This window comes from Bifidobacterium vespertilionis (genome assembly GCF_008698145.1).
Taxonomy (GTDB): domain Bacteria; phylum Actinomycetota; class Actinomycetes; order Actinomycetales; family Bifidobacteriaceae; genus Bifidobacterium; species Bifidobacterium vespertilionis.
In genome coordinates this window covers 57,929-75,878 of sequence record NZ_RZNZ01000013.1, presented here as the reverse complement: position 1 = coordinate 75,878, position 17,950 = coordinate 57,929, and the positions used below count along the sequence as shown (strand labels likewise).

Annotated in this window: 17 protein-coding genes and 1 tRNA gene; 8 read left to right on the top strand and 10 right to left on the bottom strand. The window is 65.4% G+C overall.

The genetic code is table 11. The features are described 5' to 3' along the window. Window positions 1–276 precede the first annotated feature (276 nt). A complete protein-coding gene (locus EMO90_RS09340; protein WP_150354298.1) occupies window positions 277–2,076 on the top strand; it encodes a glycoside hydrolase family 13 protein in 1,800 nt (599 codons plus the stop codon). Between the two features lie 359 nt (window positions 2,077–2,435). Here the strand turns inward: EMO90_RS09340 and guaB are convergent, their stop codons facing one another. The 3 genes from guaB to EMO90_RS09325 all read right to left on the bottom strand — a co-directional run bounded on the left by guaB (window position 2,436) and on the right by EMO90_RS09325 (window position 5,870). After that, complete coding sequence (guaB, locus tag EMO90_RS09335) at window positions 2,436–3,983, bottom strand: IMP dehydrogenase (protein WP_150354297.1); 1,548 nt, start codon at window positions 3,981–3,983, stop codon at window positions 2,436–2,438. 70 nt (window positions 3,984–4,053) lie between these two features. After that, on the bottom strand, window positions 4,054–5,214 hold the full coding sequence (locus EMO90_RS09330) for an MraY family glycosyltransferase (protein WP_150354296.1): 1,161 nt from the start codon (window positions 5,212–5,214) through the stop codon (window positions 4,054–4,056). Next, window positions 5,211–5,870 (bottom strand): L-threonylcarbamoyladenylate synthase, encoded by a 660-nt coding sequence (locus tag EMO90_RS09325; RefSeq protein WP_150354316.1) that lies wholly within the window; start codon window positions 5,868–5,870, stop codon window positions 5,211–5,213. Before EMO90_RS09325 ends, EMO90_RS09330 begins: the two co-directional genes overlap by 4 nt. Before the next feature lie 156 nt (window positions 5,871–6,026). On the opposite strand from EMO90_RS09325, the gene EMO90_RS09320 reads away from it, so the two are divergent. After that, window positions 6,027–6,797: a hypothetical protein gene (locus tag EMO90_RS09320; protein ID WP_150354295.1), complete on the top strand. Its 771-nt coding sequence runs from the start codon at window positions 6,027–6,029 to the stop codon at window positions 6,795–6,797. Between the two features lie 214 nt (window positions 6,798–7,011). Further along, window positions 7,012–7,689 carry a sugar O-acetyltransferase gene (locus EMO90_RS09315; RefSeq protein ID WP_150354294.1) on the top strand — a complete coding sequence of 226 codons (678 nt, stop codon included), beginning with the start codon at window positions 7,012–7,014 and terminating at the stop codon, window positions 7,687–7,689. Between the two features lie 100 nt (window positions 7,690–7,789). On the opposite strand, the gene EMO90_RS09310 is transcribed toward EMO90_RS09315, so the two are convergent. Continuing rightward, on the bottom strand, window positions 7,790–8,479 hold the full coding sequence (locus tag EMO90_RS09310) for a hypothetical protein (protein ID WP_150354293.1): 690 nt from the start codon (window positions 8,477–8,479) through the stop codon (window positions 7,790–7,792). 33 nt (window positions 8,480–8,512) lie between these two features. Continuing rightward, window positions 8,513–8,905, bottom strand: coding sequence for a hypothetical protein (locus EMO90_RS09305; protein ID WP_150354292.1), 393 nt, complete (start codon window positions 8,903–8,905; stop codon window positions 8,513–8,515). Window positions 8,906–9,059: 154 nt separating this feature from the next. Here EMO90_RS09305 and EMO90_RS09300 point away from each other — a divergent pair, with 154 nt between their 5' ends. The 4 genes from EMO90_RS09300 to EMO90_RS09285 all read left to right on the top strand — a co-directional run bounded on the left by EMO90_RS09300 (window position 9,060) and on the right by EMO90_RS09285 (window position 13,211). Further along, window positions 9,060–9,743, top strand: a complete 684-nt coding sequence (locus EMO90_RS09300) for a response regulator transcription factor (RefSeq protein WP_190972035.1) — start codon at window positions 9,060–9,062, stop codon at window positions 9,741–9,743. Window positions 9,744–9,754: 11 nt separating this feature from the next. Then, complete coding sequence (locus EMO90_RS09295) at window positions 9,755–10,969, top strand: sensor histidine kinase (RefSeq protein ID WP_150354290.1); 1,215 nt, start codon at window positions 9,755–9,757, stop codon at window positions 10,967–10,969. An 80-nt stretch (window positions 10,970–11,049) separates the two neighbouring features. Beyond that, on the top strand, window positions 11,050–11,826 hold the full coding sequence (locus tag EMO90_RS09290; RefSeq protein ID WP_150354289.1) for an ABC transporter ATP-binding protein: 777 nt from the start codon (window positions 11,050–11,052) through the stop codon (window positions 11,824–11,826). 17 nt (window positions 11,827–11,843) lie between these two features. Beyond that, a complete protein-coding gene (locus EMO90_RS09285) occupies window positions 11,844–13,211 on the top strand; it encodes a hypothetical protein (RefSeq protein WP_150354288.1) in 1,368 nt (455 codons plus the stop codon). Between the two features lie 144 nt (window positions 13,212–13,355). Here EMO90_RS09285 and prmC read toward each other — a convergent pair whose 3' ends face one another. The 4 genes from prmC to EMO90_RS09265 form a co-directional block, all read right to left on the bottom strand. After that, the gene (gene prmC, locus EMO90_RS09280; protein WP_150354287.1) at window positions 13,356–14,348 is read right to left on the bottom strand and encodes a peptide chain release factor N(5)-glutamine methyltransferase; all 993 of its coding nucleotides are present in this window, start codon (window positions 14,346–14,348) and stop codon (window positions 13,356–13,358) included. Window positions 14,349–14,361: 13 nt separating this feature from the next. Continuing rightward, window positions 14,362–15,450 (bottom strand): peptide chain release factor 1, encoded by a 1,089-nt coding sequence (gene prfA / locus EMO90_RS09275; RefSeq protein ID WP_150354286.1) that lies wholly within the window; start codon window positions 15,448–15,450, stop codon window positions 14,362–14,364. 132 nt (window positions 15,451–15,582) lie between these two features. Continuing rightward, a complete protein-coding gene (gene rpmE, locus EMO90_RS09270) occupies window positions 15,583–15,795 on the bottom strand; it encodes a 50S ribosomal protein L31 (protein ID WP_150354285.1) in 213 nt (70 codons plus the stop codon). Window positions 15,796–16,008: 213 nt separating this feature from the next. Then, on the bottom strand, window positions 16,009–16,881 hold the full coding sequence (locus EMO90_RS09265) for a hypothetical protein (RefSeq protein WP_150354284.1): 873 nt from the start codon (window positions 16,879–16,881) through the stop codon (window positions 16,009–16,011). 206 nt (window positions 16,882–17,087) lie between these two features. Here EMO90_RS09265 and EMO90_RS09260 point away from each other — a divergent pair. Beyond that, window positions 17,088–17,164 (top strand) — tRNA-Ile (locus EMO90_RS09260). 29 nt (window positions 17,165–17,193) lie between these two features. On the opposite strand, the gene EMO90_RS09255 is transcribed toward EMO90_RS09260, so the two are convergent. Continuing rightward, the gene (locus tag EMO90_RS09255) at window positions 17,194–17,823 is read right to left on the bottom strand and encodes an ECF transporter S component (RefSeq protein WP_150354283.1); all 630 of its coding nucleotides are present in this window, start codon (window positions 17,821–17,823) and stop codon (window positions 17,194–17,196) included. Window positions 17,824–17,950 lie beyond the last annotated feature (127 nt).

The following is a 17,950-nucleotide window of genomic DNA, read 5'->3' as shown; positions in this document are numbered from 1 at the left end:
ATATTCGACCGGGGACGCACGGTTTCCGGTTCACGATTTTTGAGGCTCTTCAAATCGTGAACCGGAAACACACAAAACCGCACACCAGCCTATTGAGAAAATGGCTTCAGTCCAAGGTTTCCGATGTTCGATCGCACATGGCCCAGTTCACGATTTGAAGAGCCCCAAAAAATTGTGAACCGACGCGCGATCGTCAGGCAGCCGATGGGCCGGCAAAGGGCGGATAATCGATGGTATGGAGCAGGCCGAACGGCCCGAAACCCCAAGGAGGCCCATATGACGAACGAGACGAACCGCGCGGCGGCGACCAACGACCCGGCGCAGGATCCCGCGCTGTGGTGGAAGCAGGCCGTGGTCTATCAGGTGTATCCGCGCAGCTTCAAGGACACCACCGGATCGGGTCTGGGCGATCTCAACGGCGTGACCGAGCAGATCCCCTATCTGAAGAAGCTTGGCGTGGATGCGATCTGGCTGTCCCCGTTCTACCCCAGCGAGCTGGCGGACGGCGGCTACGACGTGGCCGACTACCGCGACGTGGATCCGAAGCTCGGCACGATGGACGATTTCAGCCGGCTCACGGACACCGCGCACGCGGCCGGCATCAAGGTGGTGGTGGACATCGTGCCCAACCACAGCTCCCACCTGCACCCGTGGTTCCAGGAGGCGCTCAAGGCCGGCCCCGGTTCCCCCGCGCGAGACCGGTACATCTTCCGCGACGGCAAGGGCCCGAACGGCGACGAGCCGCCCACCAAGTGGGTCAACCATTTCGGCGGGCCGGCGTGGACGCGCGTGCCGGACGGCCAGTGGTACCTGCACATGTTCACCAAGGAGCAGCCGGACTTCAATTGGGACAACCGCGAAGTGCGCGACGACTTCCTCAAGACACTCCGCTTCTGGTGCGACCATGGCGTGGACGGCTTCCGCATCGACGTGGCCCAAGCCCTCGCCAAGGATCTGGACCGCGACGATCTGGACGATTACGGCGTGATGAGCAGCAACGACATGCCCACGGACGGTTCGCACCCGGTGCTGGACCGCAACGAGGTGCACGAGATCTACCACGAGTGGCGCCGCGAGGTGTTCAACCGGTACGATCCGCCGCGCTTCGCCGTGGCGGAGGCGTGGGTGCGCCCCGAGCGGCAGTACCTGTACGCCTCGCCGGACGATCTGGGGCAGATCTTCAATTTCGAGTTCGCGAAGGCCGACTGGACCTTTGAGGCCATGCACGCGGCGATCGCGGAGGGCCTGGCGTGCGCCGAGCGCTCCGGATCCACCTCGACGTGGGTCATGAGCAACCACGACGTGCACCGCCACGCGAGCCGCTACGCGCTGCCGCAGGTGCCCACCGCCGAGTACCACCAGATCTCCGCCGACTGGGCGCTGAGGATGGGCCGCACGTACTTCGAGGACCGGCCGCTCGGCGCCAAGCGCGCGAAGGCCGCGCTGATGCTGGAGATGGCGCTGCCGGGTTCCGCCTACGTGTACCAGGGTGAGGAGCTGGGCCTGTTCGAGGTGCCGGACATCCCGTGGGACCGACTCGAGGACCCATGGCCGCTGAGGAGCGACCATGAGGAGTCCACCAAGGGCCGCGACGGTTGCCGCGTGCCGCTGCCGTGGGTGGGCTCCGACGCCCCCACGCTGGAGAAGCCCTCCGACCAGTTCGGCACGCGGGGATCCTTCGGATTCTCCCCCGCCGGCGCCACCAACGACCCGCATCTGCCGCAGCCCAAGTGGTTCAAGGACTTCGCGGTGGATGTGGAGGACCGGGACGCCGATTCGATGCTCAACTTCTACCGCCGTGTGCTGGAGCTGCGTCACGAGCTGCAGACGTCCGACACGAGCTGCGAGTGGATGGACGAGGATGCGCCCAGCGGCCTGCGCGACGGCGCGGACGGACAGCCCGGCGGCGTGATCGCGTACCGCCGGGCCAACGGGTGGGCGAACCTGACGAACTTCGGTGCCACGCCGGTCGCGCTGCCCGCCGGCACGGTGATCCTCGCCTCCGGCCCACTCACCGAGGACGGGAAGCTGCCGCAGGATACGTCCGTATGGCTGAGCCAGACCGCAGCGCGATAGACCCTTCGGCCATCCTGAGCAAAGCGGCGCGGGCCCCGTCATCCTGAGCACGCGGAGCCAGGTCACCCCTTGTCATCCTGAGCGGAGGCGCAGCCGAAGTCGAAGGATCCTTAATACTTGTGCACGGATGGCCAATGCGTAATGGCCAAGGATCTTTCGACTACGCGCTACGCGCTACGCTCAGGATGACAGAAAAGACATTCCCCCCATCATCCTCCGCTTCGCTCAGGATGACGAATGAGCCTCTCTCTGGGCGGCTCCGCTCAGGAGGACAGAAAAGAATACCGAAAGCCCCCTCGGAACGGGATCCAAGGGGGCTTTTCGATGCGATGGCTTATCGCCAGGCGATCAGACGATCATCAGTTGTTGTGGAAGCCGGAGTAGTTCGGGGCCTCCGCGGTCATCACGATGTCGTGCGGGTGGGACTCGCGCAGACCGGCGTCCGTGATGCGGATGAAGCGTCCCTTCTCGCTCATCTCGGCGATGTTGTGCGCGCCGATGTAGAACATCGACTGGTGCAGGCCGCCGATCATCTGGTAGAGCACGGCGTTGAGCGGTCCGCGGTACGGAACCTCGCCCTCGACGCCCTCCGGCACGACCTTGTCGTTGGAGGTGACGTCCGCCTGGAAGTAGCGGTCCTTGGAGTAGGACTTCTTGCCGCGCGGGGCCATGGCACCCAGGGAGCCCATGCCGCGGTACAGCTTGTACTGCTTGCCGTGCAGGAGCACCTTCTCGCCCGGGGCCTCCTCGCAGCCGGCGAGGGTGCCGCCGAGCATCACGGAGGACGCGCCGGCCACGAGGGCCTTGGCGATGTCGCCGGAGTAGTGGATGCCGCCGTCGGCGATGCAGGGGACGCCGGCGGCCTTGCAGGCCTGGGCGGCCTCGTACACGGCGGTAAGCTGCGGGACGCCCACGCCGGCCACGATGCGGGTGGTGCAGATGGAGCCGGGTCCGATGCCCACCTTGACGGCGTCGGCGCCAGCGTCGATCATGGCCTGGGCGCCGGAGCGGGTGCCCACGTTGCCGCCGATGATCTGCACGCCGTCGAACGCGGAGTCATGCTTCAGACGGGAGATCATGTCCAGCGCCAGACGGGCCTCGCCGTTGGCGGTGTCCACCACGAGCACGTCCACGCCGGCCTCCATAAGGGCGGTGGCGCGCTGCCAGGCGTCACCGAGGAAGCCGACGCCGGCGGCCACGCGCAGGCGGCCCTGCTCATCCTTGGTGGCGTCCGGGTACTGCTCGGTCTTGACGAAGTCCTTCACGGTGATCAGACCGGTCAGGTGGCCCTCGCCGTCCACCAGCGGAAGCTTCTCCACCTTGTGCTGGGCGAGCAGGCGGTGGGCGTCCTCCTTGGAAATGTTGGACGGGCCGGTGATCAGGTTGTCCTTGGTCATCACGTCCTTGACCTTGAGATGGTCGTAGTCCTCGGAGGCGATGAAGCGCATGTCGCGGTTGGTGATGATGCCCACGAGCTTGTTGTCGTTGTCCACCACCGGCAGGCCGGAGATGTGGAAGCGGCCGCACAGCTTGTCCAGCTCGGCGAGGGTGACCTCGGGATGGACGGTGAGCGGGTCGGTGATCATGCCGGACTCGGAGCGCTTGACCACGTCCACCTGGGAGGCCTGGTCATCGATCGACAGGTTGCGGTGCAGCACGCCGATGCCGCCGTTGCGGGCCATGGCGATGGCCATCTCCGACTCGGTCACGGTGTCCATGGCCGCTGACAGGACCGGGGCCTTCATGGTGATCTTGCGGGTCAGATGAGTGGTGGTGTCCACTTCGGAGGGGATCACATCCGTCTCGTTCGGAAGCAGCAGCACGTCGTCATACGCGAGGCCGAGCTTGGCGAAAATCGGGGGAAGCGGGTTGAATGCGGACTGTTCTTCTGAATTGAAAGTAGCCATGGATTCACTATATGCATGGTGTCTGACGTTTTGCGCCCCCATGGTGTACCATGCGCCTAGGTTCAGCCTGCTACCGCCGCTTGCGCCTCGCGTGCTCGGCGTTGCGACGGGCCTCGCGGTACTGCCGGTTCTCCTCGCGCAGTTCCGGCAGACGGTGCTTCATGTACGGGTACATCGTCGCCACGGTGAGCAGGACGGTGGCCACGGACATGCCGATCGCCACATAGCTCGCCTTGAAGAACAGCACGCTCAGCGATCCGAACGCGATCAGCGCCGCCCAGCCCCACAGGATCGACACGGCCCCGCGCACGCCGTGGCCAATGCCCAACATGCGGTGGTGCAGATGCATGCGATCGGGATGCATGGGCGACTGGCCGTGGCTCAGGCGCCTCACGATCGCCAGGCACATGTCCAGCACCGGCAGGAACAGCACCAGCACCGGCAGCAGGATGGGCATGAACACCGGCAGGTAGACGCTGGTGTGCACGCTCATCGGGTCCAGGCGGCCGGTCATCACAATCGACGCGCAGGTGATGAGGTAGCCGAGCAACATGGAGCCGGAATCGCCCATGAACAGCTTGGCCGGATGCCAATTGTGCAGGATGAAGCCCACGCAGATGCCCACCAGCGCCACGTCGATCAGCGTGGCCATCGAGGCGTAGGACGGCGAGGTGCGCGCCAGGATGTACGAGTAGATCGCGAACGCCACGCCGCCGATCGCCACGATGCCGGACGCCAGGCCGTCCAGGCCGTCCACGAAGTTCACGGCGTTGATCGACGCGACGATCAGGATGGCCGTGATCGCCATCGACAGGCTGGGCGAGGCGGCCACCAGCGAGCCCAGCGGCAGGGAGATGATCTGCACGCCTCCCCACGAGACGAACACGGAGATGAGCAGCTGGCCGGCGAGCTTGAGCATCCAGTCGAGGTCCCACAAGTCGTCCGCCACGCCGAGCAGGCAGACCAGCACCGCGCCGATCATGATCACCCACGCCGTGCCGTCCGACTGGAACAGGCCGGAGATGAACGGGATGCGGCTGGCGAACAGCATGGCCGTGATGAAGCCGATGAGCATGCCCACGCCGCCCATGCGGGGCGTGGGGATCTTGTGCACGTCGCGCGCGCGGACCTCCCCCACCGCGCCCATTTCGATGGCCATGTGGCGGATGATGGGGGTGACCAGCCAGGTGACGCCGCCCGCGATCGCGGCGATGAGCAGATAGACCCTCATGCGCCCAGTCCCCCGCCGTTAACGGTCAGGGCCCGGCGGATCGTCGACTGCGGGATCACGCCTTCGCGCAGGATCGCGATGCCGTCGCGCTCGTGCGGGTCGGCCGCCACGACGGTGCTGGAGATGTGGCCGCGGGTGGACCCGCCATCCAAGTACAGGGCCACCTCGTCGCCGAACGCCTCCACGGCCTCGCGGACGGTCTGCGCGGACTCGTCGCCGGAGCGATTGGCGCTGGAGGCCGCCAGCGGGCCCGTGGCGCGCAGGATCTCCAGACACAGCGCGGAGTTGGGGATGCGGATGCCCTGTGTGCGCTCCCCCTGCGGCGTTTCGCGTGCGGTGGCGAGCGTGCAGTCCTCGCGGGCCACAGCGATGGGCGAGAACGCGCCGGGCAGGAATGCGGCGGCCAGACGGTTCAGGGGCGCCGGCAGTTCGAGTCCCAACGCGTCCACATCGTCCACCGAGGCCATGAGCACCTGCAGGGCCTTGAAGCGCGGGCGGCGCTTGATCTGGTAGATGCGCTCGATGGCCTTGGCGTTGCGCGGGTCGCAGGCCACCCCGTACACGGTGTCCGTGGGGATGACGATCAGCTCGCCCCGCCTCACCAATTCGGCCGCAAGGGCGCAGGACTCCTCGCTCACATGCCGCACATCGCTCATCGCTGTATGCCTCTCCATCCCCGCCGTCCTTCGGCGCAACGTAGATACTGTACCCATTGTGCATCACTTTTGAGTCAAATGGGGTTCGAAGCCGAGGAGCCGGGACTACACTGGGCCGCGGAAACTCTTGCAATCATATGTGGAAAAGAGGCAATAATGGGGTTCCTCGATCAGTTGAAGTCGATGTTCGGCGGCCATGGTTCGGCCAATGCGGTGGCGATCGGCGGACCGCTCACCGTGGCCGATGCAAAGAAGGCGCTGGCCCGGGTGATCGTCCAACAGCCGCTGCTGTCCATGCGCCCGGTGGCCGAGGCCGTCCGCGACCTGCAGAGCCAGACCCCGGCGTTCGTGACCTACGGCATGGACCATTATTTCAACTCCCCCAAGCTGGTGCGCTTCCAGAACTCCGGCGGCCGGCAGCTCGACGTGGACGCGATCGGCTCGCTGCACGCGCAGCCCGGCCCGCTTGCCGACGAGGTGACGATCCAGCACCTGCTGGACGACATCGAGGATCGTCGCGGGCATGCGAGCGCGGACGCGGAGATTGGGCACATCGATGTGAAGCCGGTGGCCGCGAAGACCACGGAGGTGCTGGGACAGGCCGGTTCCGCGGACTCCCCCGCCGCGCGCGACTGGATGTTCGCGCTGCTGGATCAGATCACGGTGATCGACGAGGTGACCGGCGGCGATCTGAAGCCCCTGGCCGATGCGCTCGCCGGAGCGGGATTCCTGGGTTCCGTGGAGGCGAGCGCGGCCGGCATCCGGAAGGCCCTGGTGGATGCGCTGGGGATCGGCTCCGGGTCTGGTGCTTCCGGACTGCGCGAGGCCCTGCTGGACCCCTCCGCCACGACCGATGCCTATATGGAGGCCGTGGCGATCCTCGGCAAGCATGGCATCGAGGTGCCGAAGAGCGTGGAATTGGCGTGATATGGCGCGGGCCAGTTCACGCTTTCATCAAGCCTTCAAGGTGTGAACTGGCCCACATGTTCACATGAATGCTTGAATCACTGGAATTCAGCCACTTTTACTGTGAGCTTTTGTGCGGAATTGTTTGTTCTTCAGTTCACGGAAAAACGGCCCGTCAAAAGCGTGAACTGGAAATCGATCTCTGACCCCTCGAACCCCGACTACAATGCCGTCCATGACCCAGAATTCCTCCATGTCAAACGTTCTACCACCCGTTGAGCTGCGCACGCCCCGCGCATCCGAGCGCGAGGAGATGCTCGCCGGCAAGCTCTACAACCCCGCGGACCCGGAACTAACCGCAATGAGGGAGAAGGCCGGCGATCTGTGCACCCGCTTCAACGCCCTGTCCCGCACCGACCATGCCGCCCGTGCGGCCGTGCTGGGCGAATTGCTGCCCGGCCACGGCGAGGATCTGGACGTGATGGGCCCGGTGTTCTTCGACTACGGCTGCCACACCACTATCGGCGATCGCGTGTTCGCGAACTTCAACTTCACCGTGCTCGACTGCGCACCCGTCACGATCGGCGACGACGTGCTCTTCGGCCCGAACGTCTCCCTGCTGCCGCCCATGCACCCGCTGCGCTTCCAGGACCGCAACGTGCGCAAGCGCCCCGACGGCAGCTCCTACGACTACGAGTACGGCCGTCCGATCACGATCGGCTCGAACTGCTGGTTCGGCGGCAACGTGACCGTGCTTGGCGGCGTGACGATCGGCGAGGGCTGCGTGATCGGCGCCGGCGCGGTGGTCACGCACGACATCCCGCCGCACACCATCGCCGTGGGCAACCCCGCGCACGTGCTGCGCGAGATCACCGAGGCCGACGCCTCCGCGCTGCAGGAGTATGCGCGGTAGCCGCTGACCGCTCGCGACCGTCACGGAACTCGAATTTCCGCCGGCCGACGTTGGCATTGCGCCAAGCCATCCGGGAAATTCGAGTTCCGTGGCAATTCCCTCAGCCCGCCGCCCATCCTCGTCGCAGGCACGCCCATTGCAGCGCGCATGCGACGAGGAACATGGCGGACACGGCGATCATCCTGCCGCCGGTGTATCCGGACGAGTCCCATGCGAGCGGTGACAGTGCGGCGATCGGCCGCCATGACGCGGCGAGCAGCAGAAGCGCGTACGCCCCGAATCCGGCGACGACGCCGACAAGCCGACCGCACGCCGCGATCGCCACCATCGCCACCGCCAGCACCAGCGCGCACTGCATCCACATGAGCGCGCATATGTCCCAGCCCAGGGGCGTCTGCAGTCGGCTGCCCGCGGCGACCCAAGCCGAGCCCCTTGGGATCCAAGCCAACGGCACCGCGCAGAACGCCATTCTCACCACGGGCGTCATCACGCTGGATAGCGATGCCGCCAGCGCCAGCGCCGCCGCGGTGACACGATGCTCGGTTTTGCAACAGGTCAGACCGGCGCTTGGCCTGTTGCGCGCCAGCAGCGCCATCGCCGCGATGCCGGTCAGGATGGGCAGCATCTGCCATGAACCGACGCTCACGCCGTGGTACTGTCCCAGCAGATGCGTGTCGAATCCCACGTCCCACCACAGCCAGGACATCGCATAGCCGGCCGCGAGCGCCAGCACGGCCATCCGACAGTGCCGTCCCAGACACCAATAGTGGAATGCCTGAAATGATGTCATCTTTCACTGCGACCTAATCTCTTTCGCATGAAGTTAGTAAATCATCCTCATGGATTCCATTTTTGCTCCAGAGACAGTAGTGGCTGCCGTATAATACTTATGTCCAACAGTGGCATATACTTCAATATGGTGAAGTTCGTCACGAGACCTAAATGTGGATTTTGCTAATTCTTGATCGAATCCGAATGGAACATCTCGTTTAGCCATTAATGTGACGATCTCCTGCTGATCACATTTTTGCATTCCACCTTCAAAGACAGCCAATGGTGGATCGCGCCAAGGAACTCGGACATATAGTCCGCATTCCTGAAGCGAAACCTCACCTGTCTCCGCGGCAATTGCGGTATTTGAATAGATAAAAGCAAGACCGAAAATTACGGTACAAGGAACAAGAAACTTTGCGACTATTTTCATTGCGTCTTTCATGACATTATTCCTTCGTTGGGAAAGACCCTCATTGTCCTTCTGTAACTACAGATAACAATCCCGCGCTCTGTTGTCGCAACGGCATGCCGTAGCCACTACGGCGAAACCCATCCCACGCATGGCCCCGCGCGCCCGCAAGTGTCACAATGGAGGTATGGACAGTGATCGTCTGATTCGCGTCGGGGTGGTGGACAATGATCCGCTGGCGCTGAACATGCTGGTGGCCGCAGTGGGGCGCATGCGCGGCTGCACGGTGCTGTGGCGGGCCATGTCCGGTGTGGAGGCGCTTCAATTGGTGACGCGCGGGCTGCGCGGACGGGGTGCGCTGCCGGACGTGATGGTCGTGGATGTCTTTCTGGGCGACCTGTCCGGTCTTGAGGTATGCCGCCGGATCCACGCCCAAGCCGGTGCCGAAGGGGTTGGTTTGGTGGGAATCACCGCCTATTCGGTCGAACGGTTCGCGGATGGGGCGAAAGCGGCCGGCATGGATGCGTTGCTGGGCAAGGAGAACGTGGCGACCGAGTTGGAACCGGCCATCATCGCGGCGGCGGCGCGAAAGGCGACACGGGAATCGCCCGGCGACGAAGTCACGGCCACGGACGGCAATGCGGATTCCGGGACGCCCCAACGGCCCATCGCCGACTCGCAGCCTCTGTCCAAGCGTGAGCTGGAAACGCTGCGGTATTACGCGCAGGGCCTGACCACGGAACGGATCACCGCGGCCATGGGCGTGGGCCCCACCACCGTGTACTCCTACCGCAACCGGGCGCTCGCCAAACTGGGCGCCGGCAGCATCCCGGAGGCGATTCATCTGCTCACCAAGCGGGGTGCGATGTGAACGGGTACGGTATGGGCGCATGGATGGATCAGGCGAGGGCGCTGCTCCATACCGTGTTTGCGTCGCGATACGCCGTACCGGCCGTATGCATTGCACTGGCCGTGGCGACCATGGTTCATTCCTCTGTATTGTTGGCCGGTTCCCCGCACGCTGCCGTCATCGGTCCATTCGCGCTTGCGCTGGGAGGCGTGTGCCTGTTCGCGGCCGCCGTGGTCTGCCTGGCGTGGTCCGCACTCTGGTCACCCTGCGCGGTGCTGTCGACATGGTGCGCGTGCGCGATGTTCGACGGCCTCGACGGTCGTATGCCGATTCCGCTGTCCATATTCACCATGTTCGCGGTGTTCCTGGCGACGTTCCGGCTCACCGGCCGTCATCCGGTATTGGGCACGATGACGATCGTCCCGCCCATGTACGCCTGTCTGGTCATGACCATGAACTTGCCGAACAGCGGTGGAATCCCACGATTTCTGCTCATGTGCGTGGGCGAGTCGGCGGCCGTCATCACGGCCATCGTGGTGCGCAAGAACCGGCAATTGGCCGCATTGCGCCAACGTGAACGGCAGCGCACCCTGAAGGACCGCATCGAACGCACCCTGCACGATTCCACGGCCAACACGATCGTATACGCCCTGTCACTGGTGGACGGTCTGAAAGCCGGCCACACGCGGGACGGCGATCGGTATGACGCGACGCTCGATGATCTGGACGCCACCCTGCGCCGAACGCTCACGCAGGTACGGGACGTGATCGATCTCATGGAGGCGCCGGATGATCCATCCTCGGATGCCGCGATGATCACAGTCCCTTCCGATGCGACCGATCGGCTGCGTGCGGCAGCCGATCGCATGCGCGGCCATCTGGATCGGCTCGGGTTCGATGTCGAGCTGCTGTTCGACGACGGGAACGCCCCATCCGACGGGGCCATGCTGTCCGGGCGGCTGGAGCTGATCGAAGGCCTGTTGCATGAGTTGGAGGGCAATGTCATCAAGCATGCCGATCCTCACGGCATGGTCACCGTATCCATCGTCGTGAACGTGGCGGACGCCACCATCTCGCTGGCCGACGATCCCAGAACGCAGCCGTCATCATCTCAACCGTCGCTGCCGTCTGGCGGCACGGGGCTGTCCCGGTATCAGCGGCTCATAGAGGAGACCGGCGGCTCCTTCTCCTTGCGCGAGGACAACGGCGTATGGTCCATGACCGCGACGATTCCGTTCCTGTCGTAGTCGTTACGGCAGCAGGTGCCCTGATGGGCTCCATGGTGCTGCAATGAGGATATGTGGTCCACAGCCCAAGGAGGTGCCCCATGACCGTCTCCCCATTCCCCAATGGCCTCGTCTGTTCCGATGTCTCGTTCCGGTACGGCAGAACGCGGGTCCTGCACAACGTGTCGTTCGCCATCGGGCGGGGCGTGACCGGACTGCTGGGCGCGAACGGCGCGGGCAAGACCACGCTGCTCAACGTGCTGTCCACGCTCAAACGGCCGCATGGGGGCACGGTGAGCGTCGCGGGCCATGACGTCTCGACCGCGCAGGGACGCGAGGACGCGCGGTTGAGTCTGGGTTATCTGCCGCAGCGGTTCGAGCTCATGGGATTCTCCTCGCTCGAGGACAACGTGGCCTACTCGGCGTGGTCGCACGGTCTGCCGGAACGTCTGGTTCCGCGGGCGGTGGACGACGCGCTCGCAGCGGTGGATCTGCTGGACCGCCGCGCCATGCGCGCACGCCAACTGTCCGGCGGGCAACGGCAGCGGCTCGCCATCGCCTGCGCGGTGGCCCATCGGCCGGAGGTGATCCTGCTGGATGAGCCGACGGCCGGCGTGGATCCCATGCAGCGGGCCAACATCCGCGAACTGGTCACGCGACTCGGCGCACAGGCCACCGTGCTGCTCAGCACGCACATCATCGACGACGTATCCCGCGGCGCCGACCGTCTGCTCATCATGGTCGGCGGGCGAATCGCCTTCGCCGGGGATGTGACGGATCGGAGCGTCGGCGGGCCCGACGGCAACGTCCCCGTCAACGACGAGGACCGGACCCGTGCCATCGAGGAACTGTTTCTGCGGGTTTCGGCCCGCGGATAGCCGGACGGGAGGGCATCATGACCATCACAACCCACGCAGCATGGCCGCGCGCACGTTCCATGGCGGGGCTCGGCGCGCTCGTGGCCATCGCCGCGTTCGCCCAGACCGCGTCCTACCTATTCGCCCCGCCGGTGCGCTGGTCGTCGCTGACCGTCGCGGCCCGGGAGGGCGTGATGCTGCCGGCGCTGATCGTCGCCGTCGCGGCGGCGTTGTTCGGACGCGCCTATCGCCCCGGCAATCTGGCGATCGGACGGCTGTGCGCCGGCGGGCCGTTCCGCGTACTTGCGCGGCAGACGATCGGCTGCTGCATCGCCGTGACGGCCGGTTACATCGTCGCTCTCGCGCCGCTGGCCGTGCGCACCGCGCTGATCGCCGATTACGACGGCCCGGACGTTCCGGCGCTACTGGCCGCCCTGGTGACGTTGGCTTCGCTGACGGTCGCCGCGTCCGTGCTGGGGGCGGTCGCCGCCTCACGCTGGACGATGGTCGCGCTGCCGTTGGGCATGTTCGCGGCGTTGGTGTTCGGATCATTGCTGACGAACACCTTCTTGGTCAACACCGGCCGGTCGGCGCTCCTGCCCGCGCCCATATGGGTCAATGATTTCCCCTCCCCCGGCTGGCGGCTCGAACCTATGACCGGCGCATACCGGATCGCGTTCTTCACCGTGCTGGCGACGTCCATGCTGGCGGTCGGTCGCAATGCGCTCGATGGCGAGGACGGACGCCGATGGGCGCGGGACCTGATGCTCTGGCCCTGCGCGATCATGGCGACGGTTATGGCCATCACGCCGCTGTTCCATCCCATGCCCCTGATTCGCGCCGACGGTCAATCGCCGATCTGCTCAGACGTGTCCGTGCAGGTGATCGTCTGCATGCATCCGGCCGATCGGCAACTGTCCGGGGAGGTGGCGGCCGCCGCCAGCCGCGTGCTGGAATTGGCGCCCCAACCGCATGTGACAATGAACGAGCATTTCGGTTCCATGGACTGGGTTGTCTCCGCCGAAACCGCGACGTTCCGCGCCCCGTCCGGCGGCGAAAGCCGGGATGGGATCGTCAGGGAGGTCCAGCGGGCAGTGGTCGAATCGGTGGCCGGACGCATGCAATGCGCCACGGTCCGCGATCCGAGGGCCGTCGGCGAGGCCGCGGAGGTCAGCGAACCGGAGGACGTGCTGATCAGCGTGCAGCAGGAGATCCGGGTGCGGCTAGGCAACGCGGACGCGATCGGCGTCAATCCGGAGACGGGCGAGAAGACCTACCGGCGTCCCAACGACCTTTCGGACGCGCTGTCCCGGCTCACCGATGCGCAGTTCTCGGACTGGTTCGCGCGTCACCGGGCCGCACTGCAATCCTGCACGGCCACCGAAGCCGCGGTGATGCCGGACTGAAAGCCATCGACCGCGGGCGGACGAACTCACTGCATTATTCGAAGGAATCGCCAGCACGATGCCGCTTCAGAAGCAGGCCGTCACGTTCGAACCCCCTCATCACACGATTTTCAACGAGAGAGCATCCATGTCTCCAGAGTAGCCCTACCGCTTCTCCGCCACCAAGTACCGCGGCCGGCCGGTGTAGTCGAGGCGCGTGACGGCGTTGATGAATCCGCAGGCGTGGGCATAGGCGGCAAGGCGGTCGCCCTGGGAGATGTCGTGCTCCATGACGAACAGGCCGCCGGACTTGAGCAGGGCATAGGCGCGCTGGACGATCCGCTCGGGGATGAGCAAACCATCCGCGGAACCGCCGTAGAGGGCCAGGGATGGGTCGTGGTCGCGCACCTCGGGCTGCTCGGGAACCTCGGATTCGGGCACATAGGGCGGGTTGGACAGGACCAGATCCACCGTGCCGTCGAGCTGGCTCAACGTGCTGAAACTCGTGGCGTCGCCGAGGATGAGATGGTAGTTGTAGCCCACCTGCGGGTTGATGCGGGACACCTTCGCAAGGTTGCGCCGGGTCCACATGGCCGTGCGTTCGGAGATCTCCACGGCCCACACCTCCGCGCCGGGCGCCTCGCCGGCCACGGACAGGCCGATCGCGCCGGAGCCGGCGCACAGGTCGACCACGCGGGGCGCGTACAGGCCGCTGTGGCGGTTGATCCAGTCAAGCCCCTCCTGCACCACGAGCTCGGTCTCCGGACGCGGAATGAACACGCCGGGGCCCACTTCCAGATCAAGATAGCGGAAGGGGGCGTGGCCGGTGATGTACTGCAGCGGCTCGCGGCGGGCGCGCCGGATGATGCAGGCCTCGAAGGCGGTGAGCTTGGCATCCGGATCGTCCGAGCCGGCGACTCTGCCCGGGGCGGCGGCTCCGGCCGAATCGGACGCATTGGAACCATCCGCATCGCCACGCGGCCACCGCTCCCCCATGAGCACGGCCTTGTCCACATCGCGCAGCTCACAGCCGAACACATGGGCGAGCAGCAGCTTGGCATCATGCTCGGGGGTGTCCACGCCGGCCTCGCGCAGGCGCTGTGCGGCGGAACGGACAAGGTCGGCGACGGTCACGGATTCACAGGTCGGTGTGCTCATCGGCGCCGGCCGCTCACTTCTGGTTGGCGAGGCGATCGGCCTCGTCGGCCTGGATGTCGGAGTCGATCACGGCCTGCAGATCGCCGTCCAGCACGGCGTCCAGATTGTACGCCTTGTAGTTGGTGCGGTGGTCCACGATGCGGTTCTCCGGGAAGTTGTAGGTGCGGATGCGCTCGGAGCGGTCCAGCGAGCGGACCTGCGAGTGGCGCATGTCCGCGGCCTCGGCGGCCTCCTGCTCGTGCTTCATGGCGAGCAGTCGGGACTTGAGGACGCGCAGGGCGGCCGCGCGGTTCTGGATCTGCGACTTCTCGTCCTGCATGTTCACGGTGATGCCCGTGGGGATATGGGTCATGCGCACGGCGGAGTACGTGGTGTTCACGGACTGGCCGCCGGGGCCGGAGCTCATGAAGATGTCGATCTTCAGATCCTTCGGATCGATTTCGATCTCATCGTCGTCCTCGTCGGCCTCAGGGAACACGATCACGCCGGCCGCGGACGTCTGGATGCGGCCCTGCGATTCGGTGACGGGGATGCGCTGCACGCGGTGCACGCCGCCTTCGTACTTGAGCGACGCCCACACGCCGTCCTCCGGCGCGGGCGTGCCCTTGGCGCGGATGGCCATCTGCACGTCCTTGACGCCGCCGAGCTCGGTGGTGTTCTCCGACTGGATGGACACGGTCCAGCCGCGCTTCTCCGCGTAGCGCGTGTACATGCGCATGAGGTCGCCGGCGAACAGCGCGGCCTCCTCGCCGCCGGTGCCGGCCTTGATCTCCATGATCGTGTCGCGGGCGTCGTCCGGGTCGCGCGGGATGAGCGCGGTCCTGAGCTTTTCGGTCACATCGGGCAGCTTCGCCTCGAGGCTCCTGGCCTCCTCGGCGAAATCGGAGTCCTCGGACGCCATCTCGCGCGCGGCATCCAGATCGTCGCGCACCTGCAGATACGCCTTGTAGGCGCTCACGATCGCGCCCAGCTCGGCGTGGCGGCGGCCCAGCTTGCGCAGCTTGTCCGGGTTGGACACGATGTCCGGATCGGCCATCTGTTGCTCGATGGACTGGTATTCCTCCAGCGCGGTCGCGGCCGCGGGGAACTGTTCGTCTGCCATGGAAATCCTTGCCTGAAGCTTGCTTGAACGATGCTCGATTGGAATGGGTGCCCGGCGAATCCGGGCGAAAACGGTTTTGGATATGAAAACGCCAGCCGGCGCAGGGTATGCGGGGGCTGGCGCTGAAGTATGCTACTTGGTCTTCTTGCCGTAGCGCTTCTCGAAGCGAGCCACGCGGCCACCGGTGTCGAGAATCTTCTGCTTGCCGGTGTAGAACGGGTGGCACTGGGAGCACACGTCAACGAACATGTGGTCTCCCTTGCCGGCGGTGCGGGTCACGAACGTGTTGCCGCAAGAGCAAGTCACCTCAACCGGGTGATAATCGGGATGAATACCCTGCTTCATTTTGTCTCCTATGGAATCCAGGCGACCCGGGTCGTCCACCCCTGTGGTGGGCGTGAACCGGAACCTATGGGATTATACGCCGGTGTGTGGATTTGCGCGACACGCCCCGCAATACGCCGGATGCGCCGCCGTTATCCCGGGCCCGCATGACGATCGGACCAATGCTGGGCCGCCGCTTGGATCAGGCCGACGCTCGGGCCGTCGCTCGGATCGCTACTCGAACTTGAGGAAATCGGTGAACGCCACCGGCCATTCCACGCCCTCGGACACGTTGCCGAAGCCGTAGATCGCGTCGTCCGGCAGCCCCTTGGCCTTCCATGTGGCCGACTTGGACAGGTCGAGGCCGATCGCCTTGTGCTCGGCGCCGGATTCCAGATCGTCCGCGTACACCACGGCGTCGCCCAGCGCGGCGATCCGCTGGTCGTCCAGCGCGGCGCTCAGGTCGTTGATCGCGTTGCGGTGGGTCAACTCGATGAACATGTCCTTCGGCGCGATCAGCGTGTTGATCTCGCCGGCGGCCATGCGCACGGCGAGCTTGGCCGAGTCGTCCAGATAGGACGATCCGCCCATGGCCGCGTTGGCCATCGCGTCCGCGGCCTGGCCGGCCGCATTGGAGGACGACGCGCTGGCCGACGCCGACGTACTGGCCGACGCCGTCCCGTCCCCGGAACCGTCCCCGGAACCGTCCCCGGACAGGCTCGTATCCGCCTTGGAGGTGAGGATGAAGGAGGAGTCGATGTCGAACACGCGGGGATCCTGGTCTGGATGCGCGGCGGCGAAGTCCTGCTGCAGGCTTTCAAGCTTGTCGTTGTACTCAGAGAGGTTGAACGTGGCGACCACCAGCTTGGTGCTTGGCGGGCGGGTGGCGTAGAACACGCCCAGGCCGATTACAATGGCCACCGCGGCCACGATCGCCACCGTGGCCAGCAGGAAGTGCTGCACGAAGAACGGGAACTTCTCCTCCTTCGGCAGTTCGCGGAAGGTCTTCCACTTCGACTGCTTGGCGTACACGTTGGTGCGCGCCAGATCGGCGACGGCATCCAGCTGCTCCTGCGACAGCCCGCTTTCAATGTGCTTCTTGTCCATCCACGCTCCTCGTTCGCTTTGGCCCCGATGACATATCTGGGCGTACCTTACCACCGCGGACTTGATGTTCGCCATGCGGGCGCAACATCGCCGGGGTAACTGCCGAGCGGATGCGGCACAGGTACGCCACGGACACGACAAAGCCCGGGATGCAAGGTCCCGGGCTTTGCTACACTGGGCAAGTTGGCCGCTTTACACGGCCATGTGGGGCGGTAGCTCAGTCGGTTAGAGCATGCGACTCATAATCGCCCGGTCCAGGGTTCAAGCCCCTGCCGCCCCACCATCATCAGCCAGCGCCCAGCCAATCAGCGTTCAGTCCACATCGGCGCGGATGGAACGGCCGGATGCGAAGCGGTCGAGCGCGCCCGTCGCCGCGATCGCACGGAACAGATACCAGCTGAACACGCCGGCGATCAGCACACCGCCGATGCATTCGCAGGTGATGTGGATGATGCCGCGCGGGCTGAACAGGGAGACGGCCTGGTAGCGGAAGAACAGCAGGTAGAAGCCGTATTCCAAGGCCACGAGCAGGCCCGCCAACATGGTCAGCGGCAGGTTGTACATGCGGTAGCGGGTGATGAGGAATGGGATCTCCGCGAACACGCCCTCAAGGGCGGCGGAGATGAACACGAAGCTCAGGGAGAACTGGTTGCCGAGCAGCATCTGCACGGCCACGCCCACCACGTTGACGTAAATGGCGGCGCCGGGCTTGCGGATCACCACAAGACCCAGCGTGCCGGAGAAGTACCAGATGGCGTGCAGCAGGCTGGCGAAGCCGGGCAGCAGCGCGCTCATGAGGGGGAACAGCCATGCGGAGACGAAGTTGAAGCCCCACTGGATGACGCCGCAGCCTACGCCAAGGGCGGCTCCGACGGCGATGTCCGCCGTGTTCCAGCGCAGGGACGGACGGATGGATATGGATGATGATGCGGATGTTGACATGGGAAGGCTCCTTCTGATTCCCCCAAAACCGCGCACAGCAATGAGACATAGAACGCTCCTTGACCTGCGCGGCACGGGCGGGAGCGCCATCCCACACTGTAGCATCGGGCGCATGCAAGCGGCGGCC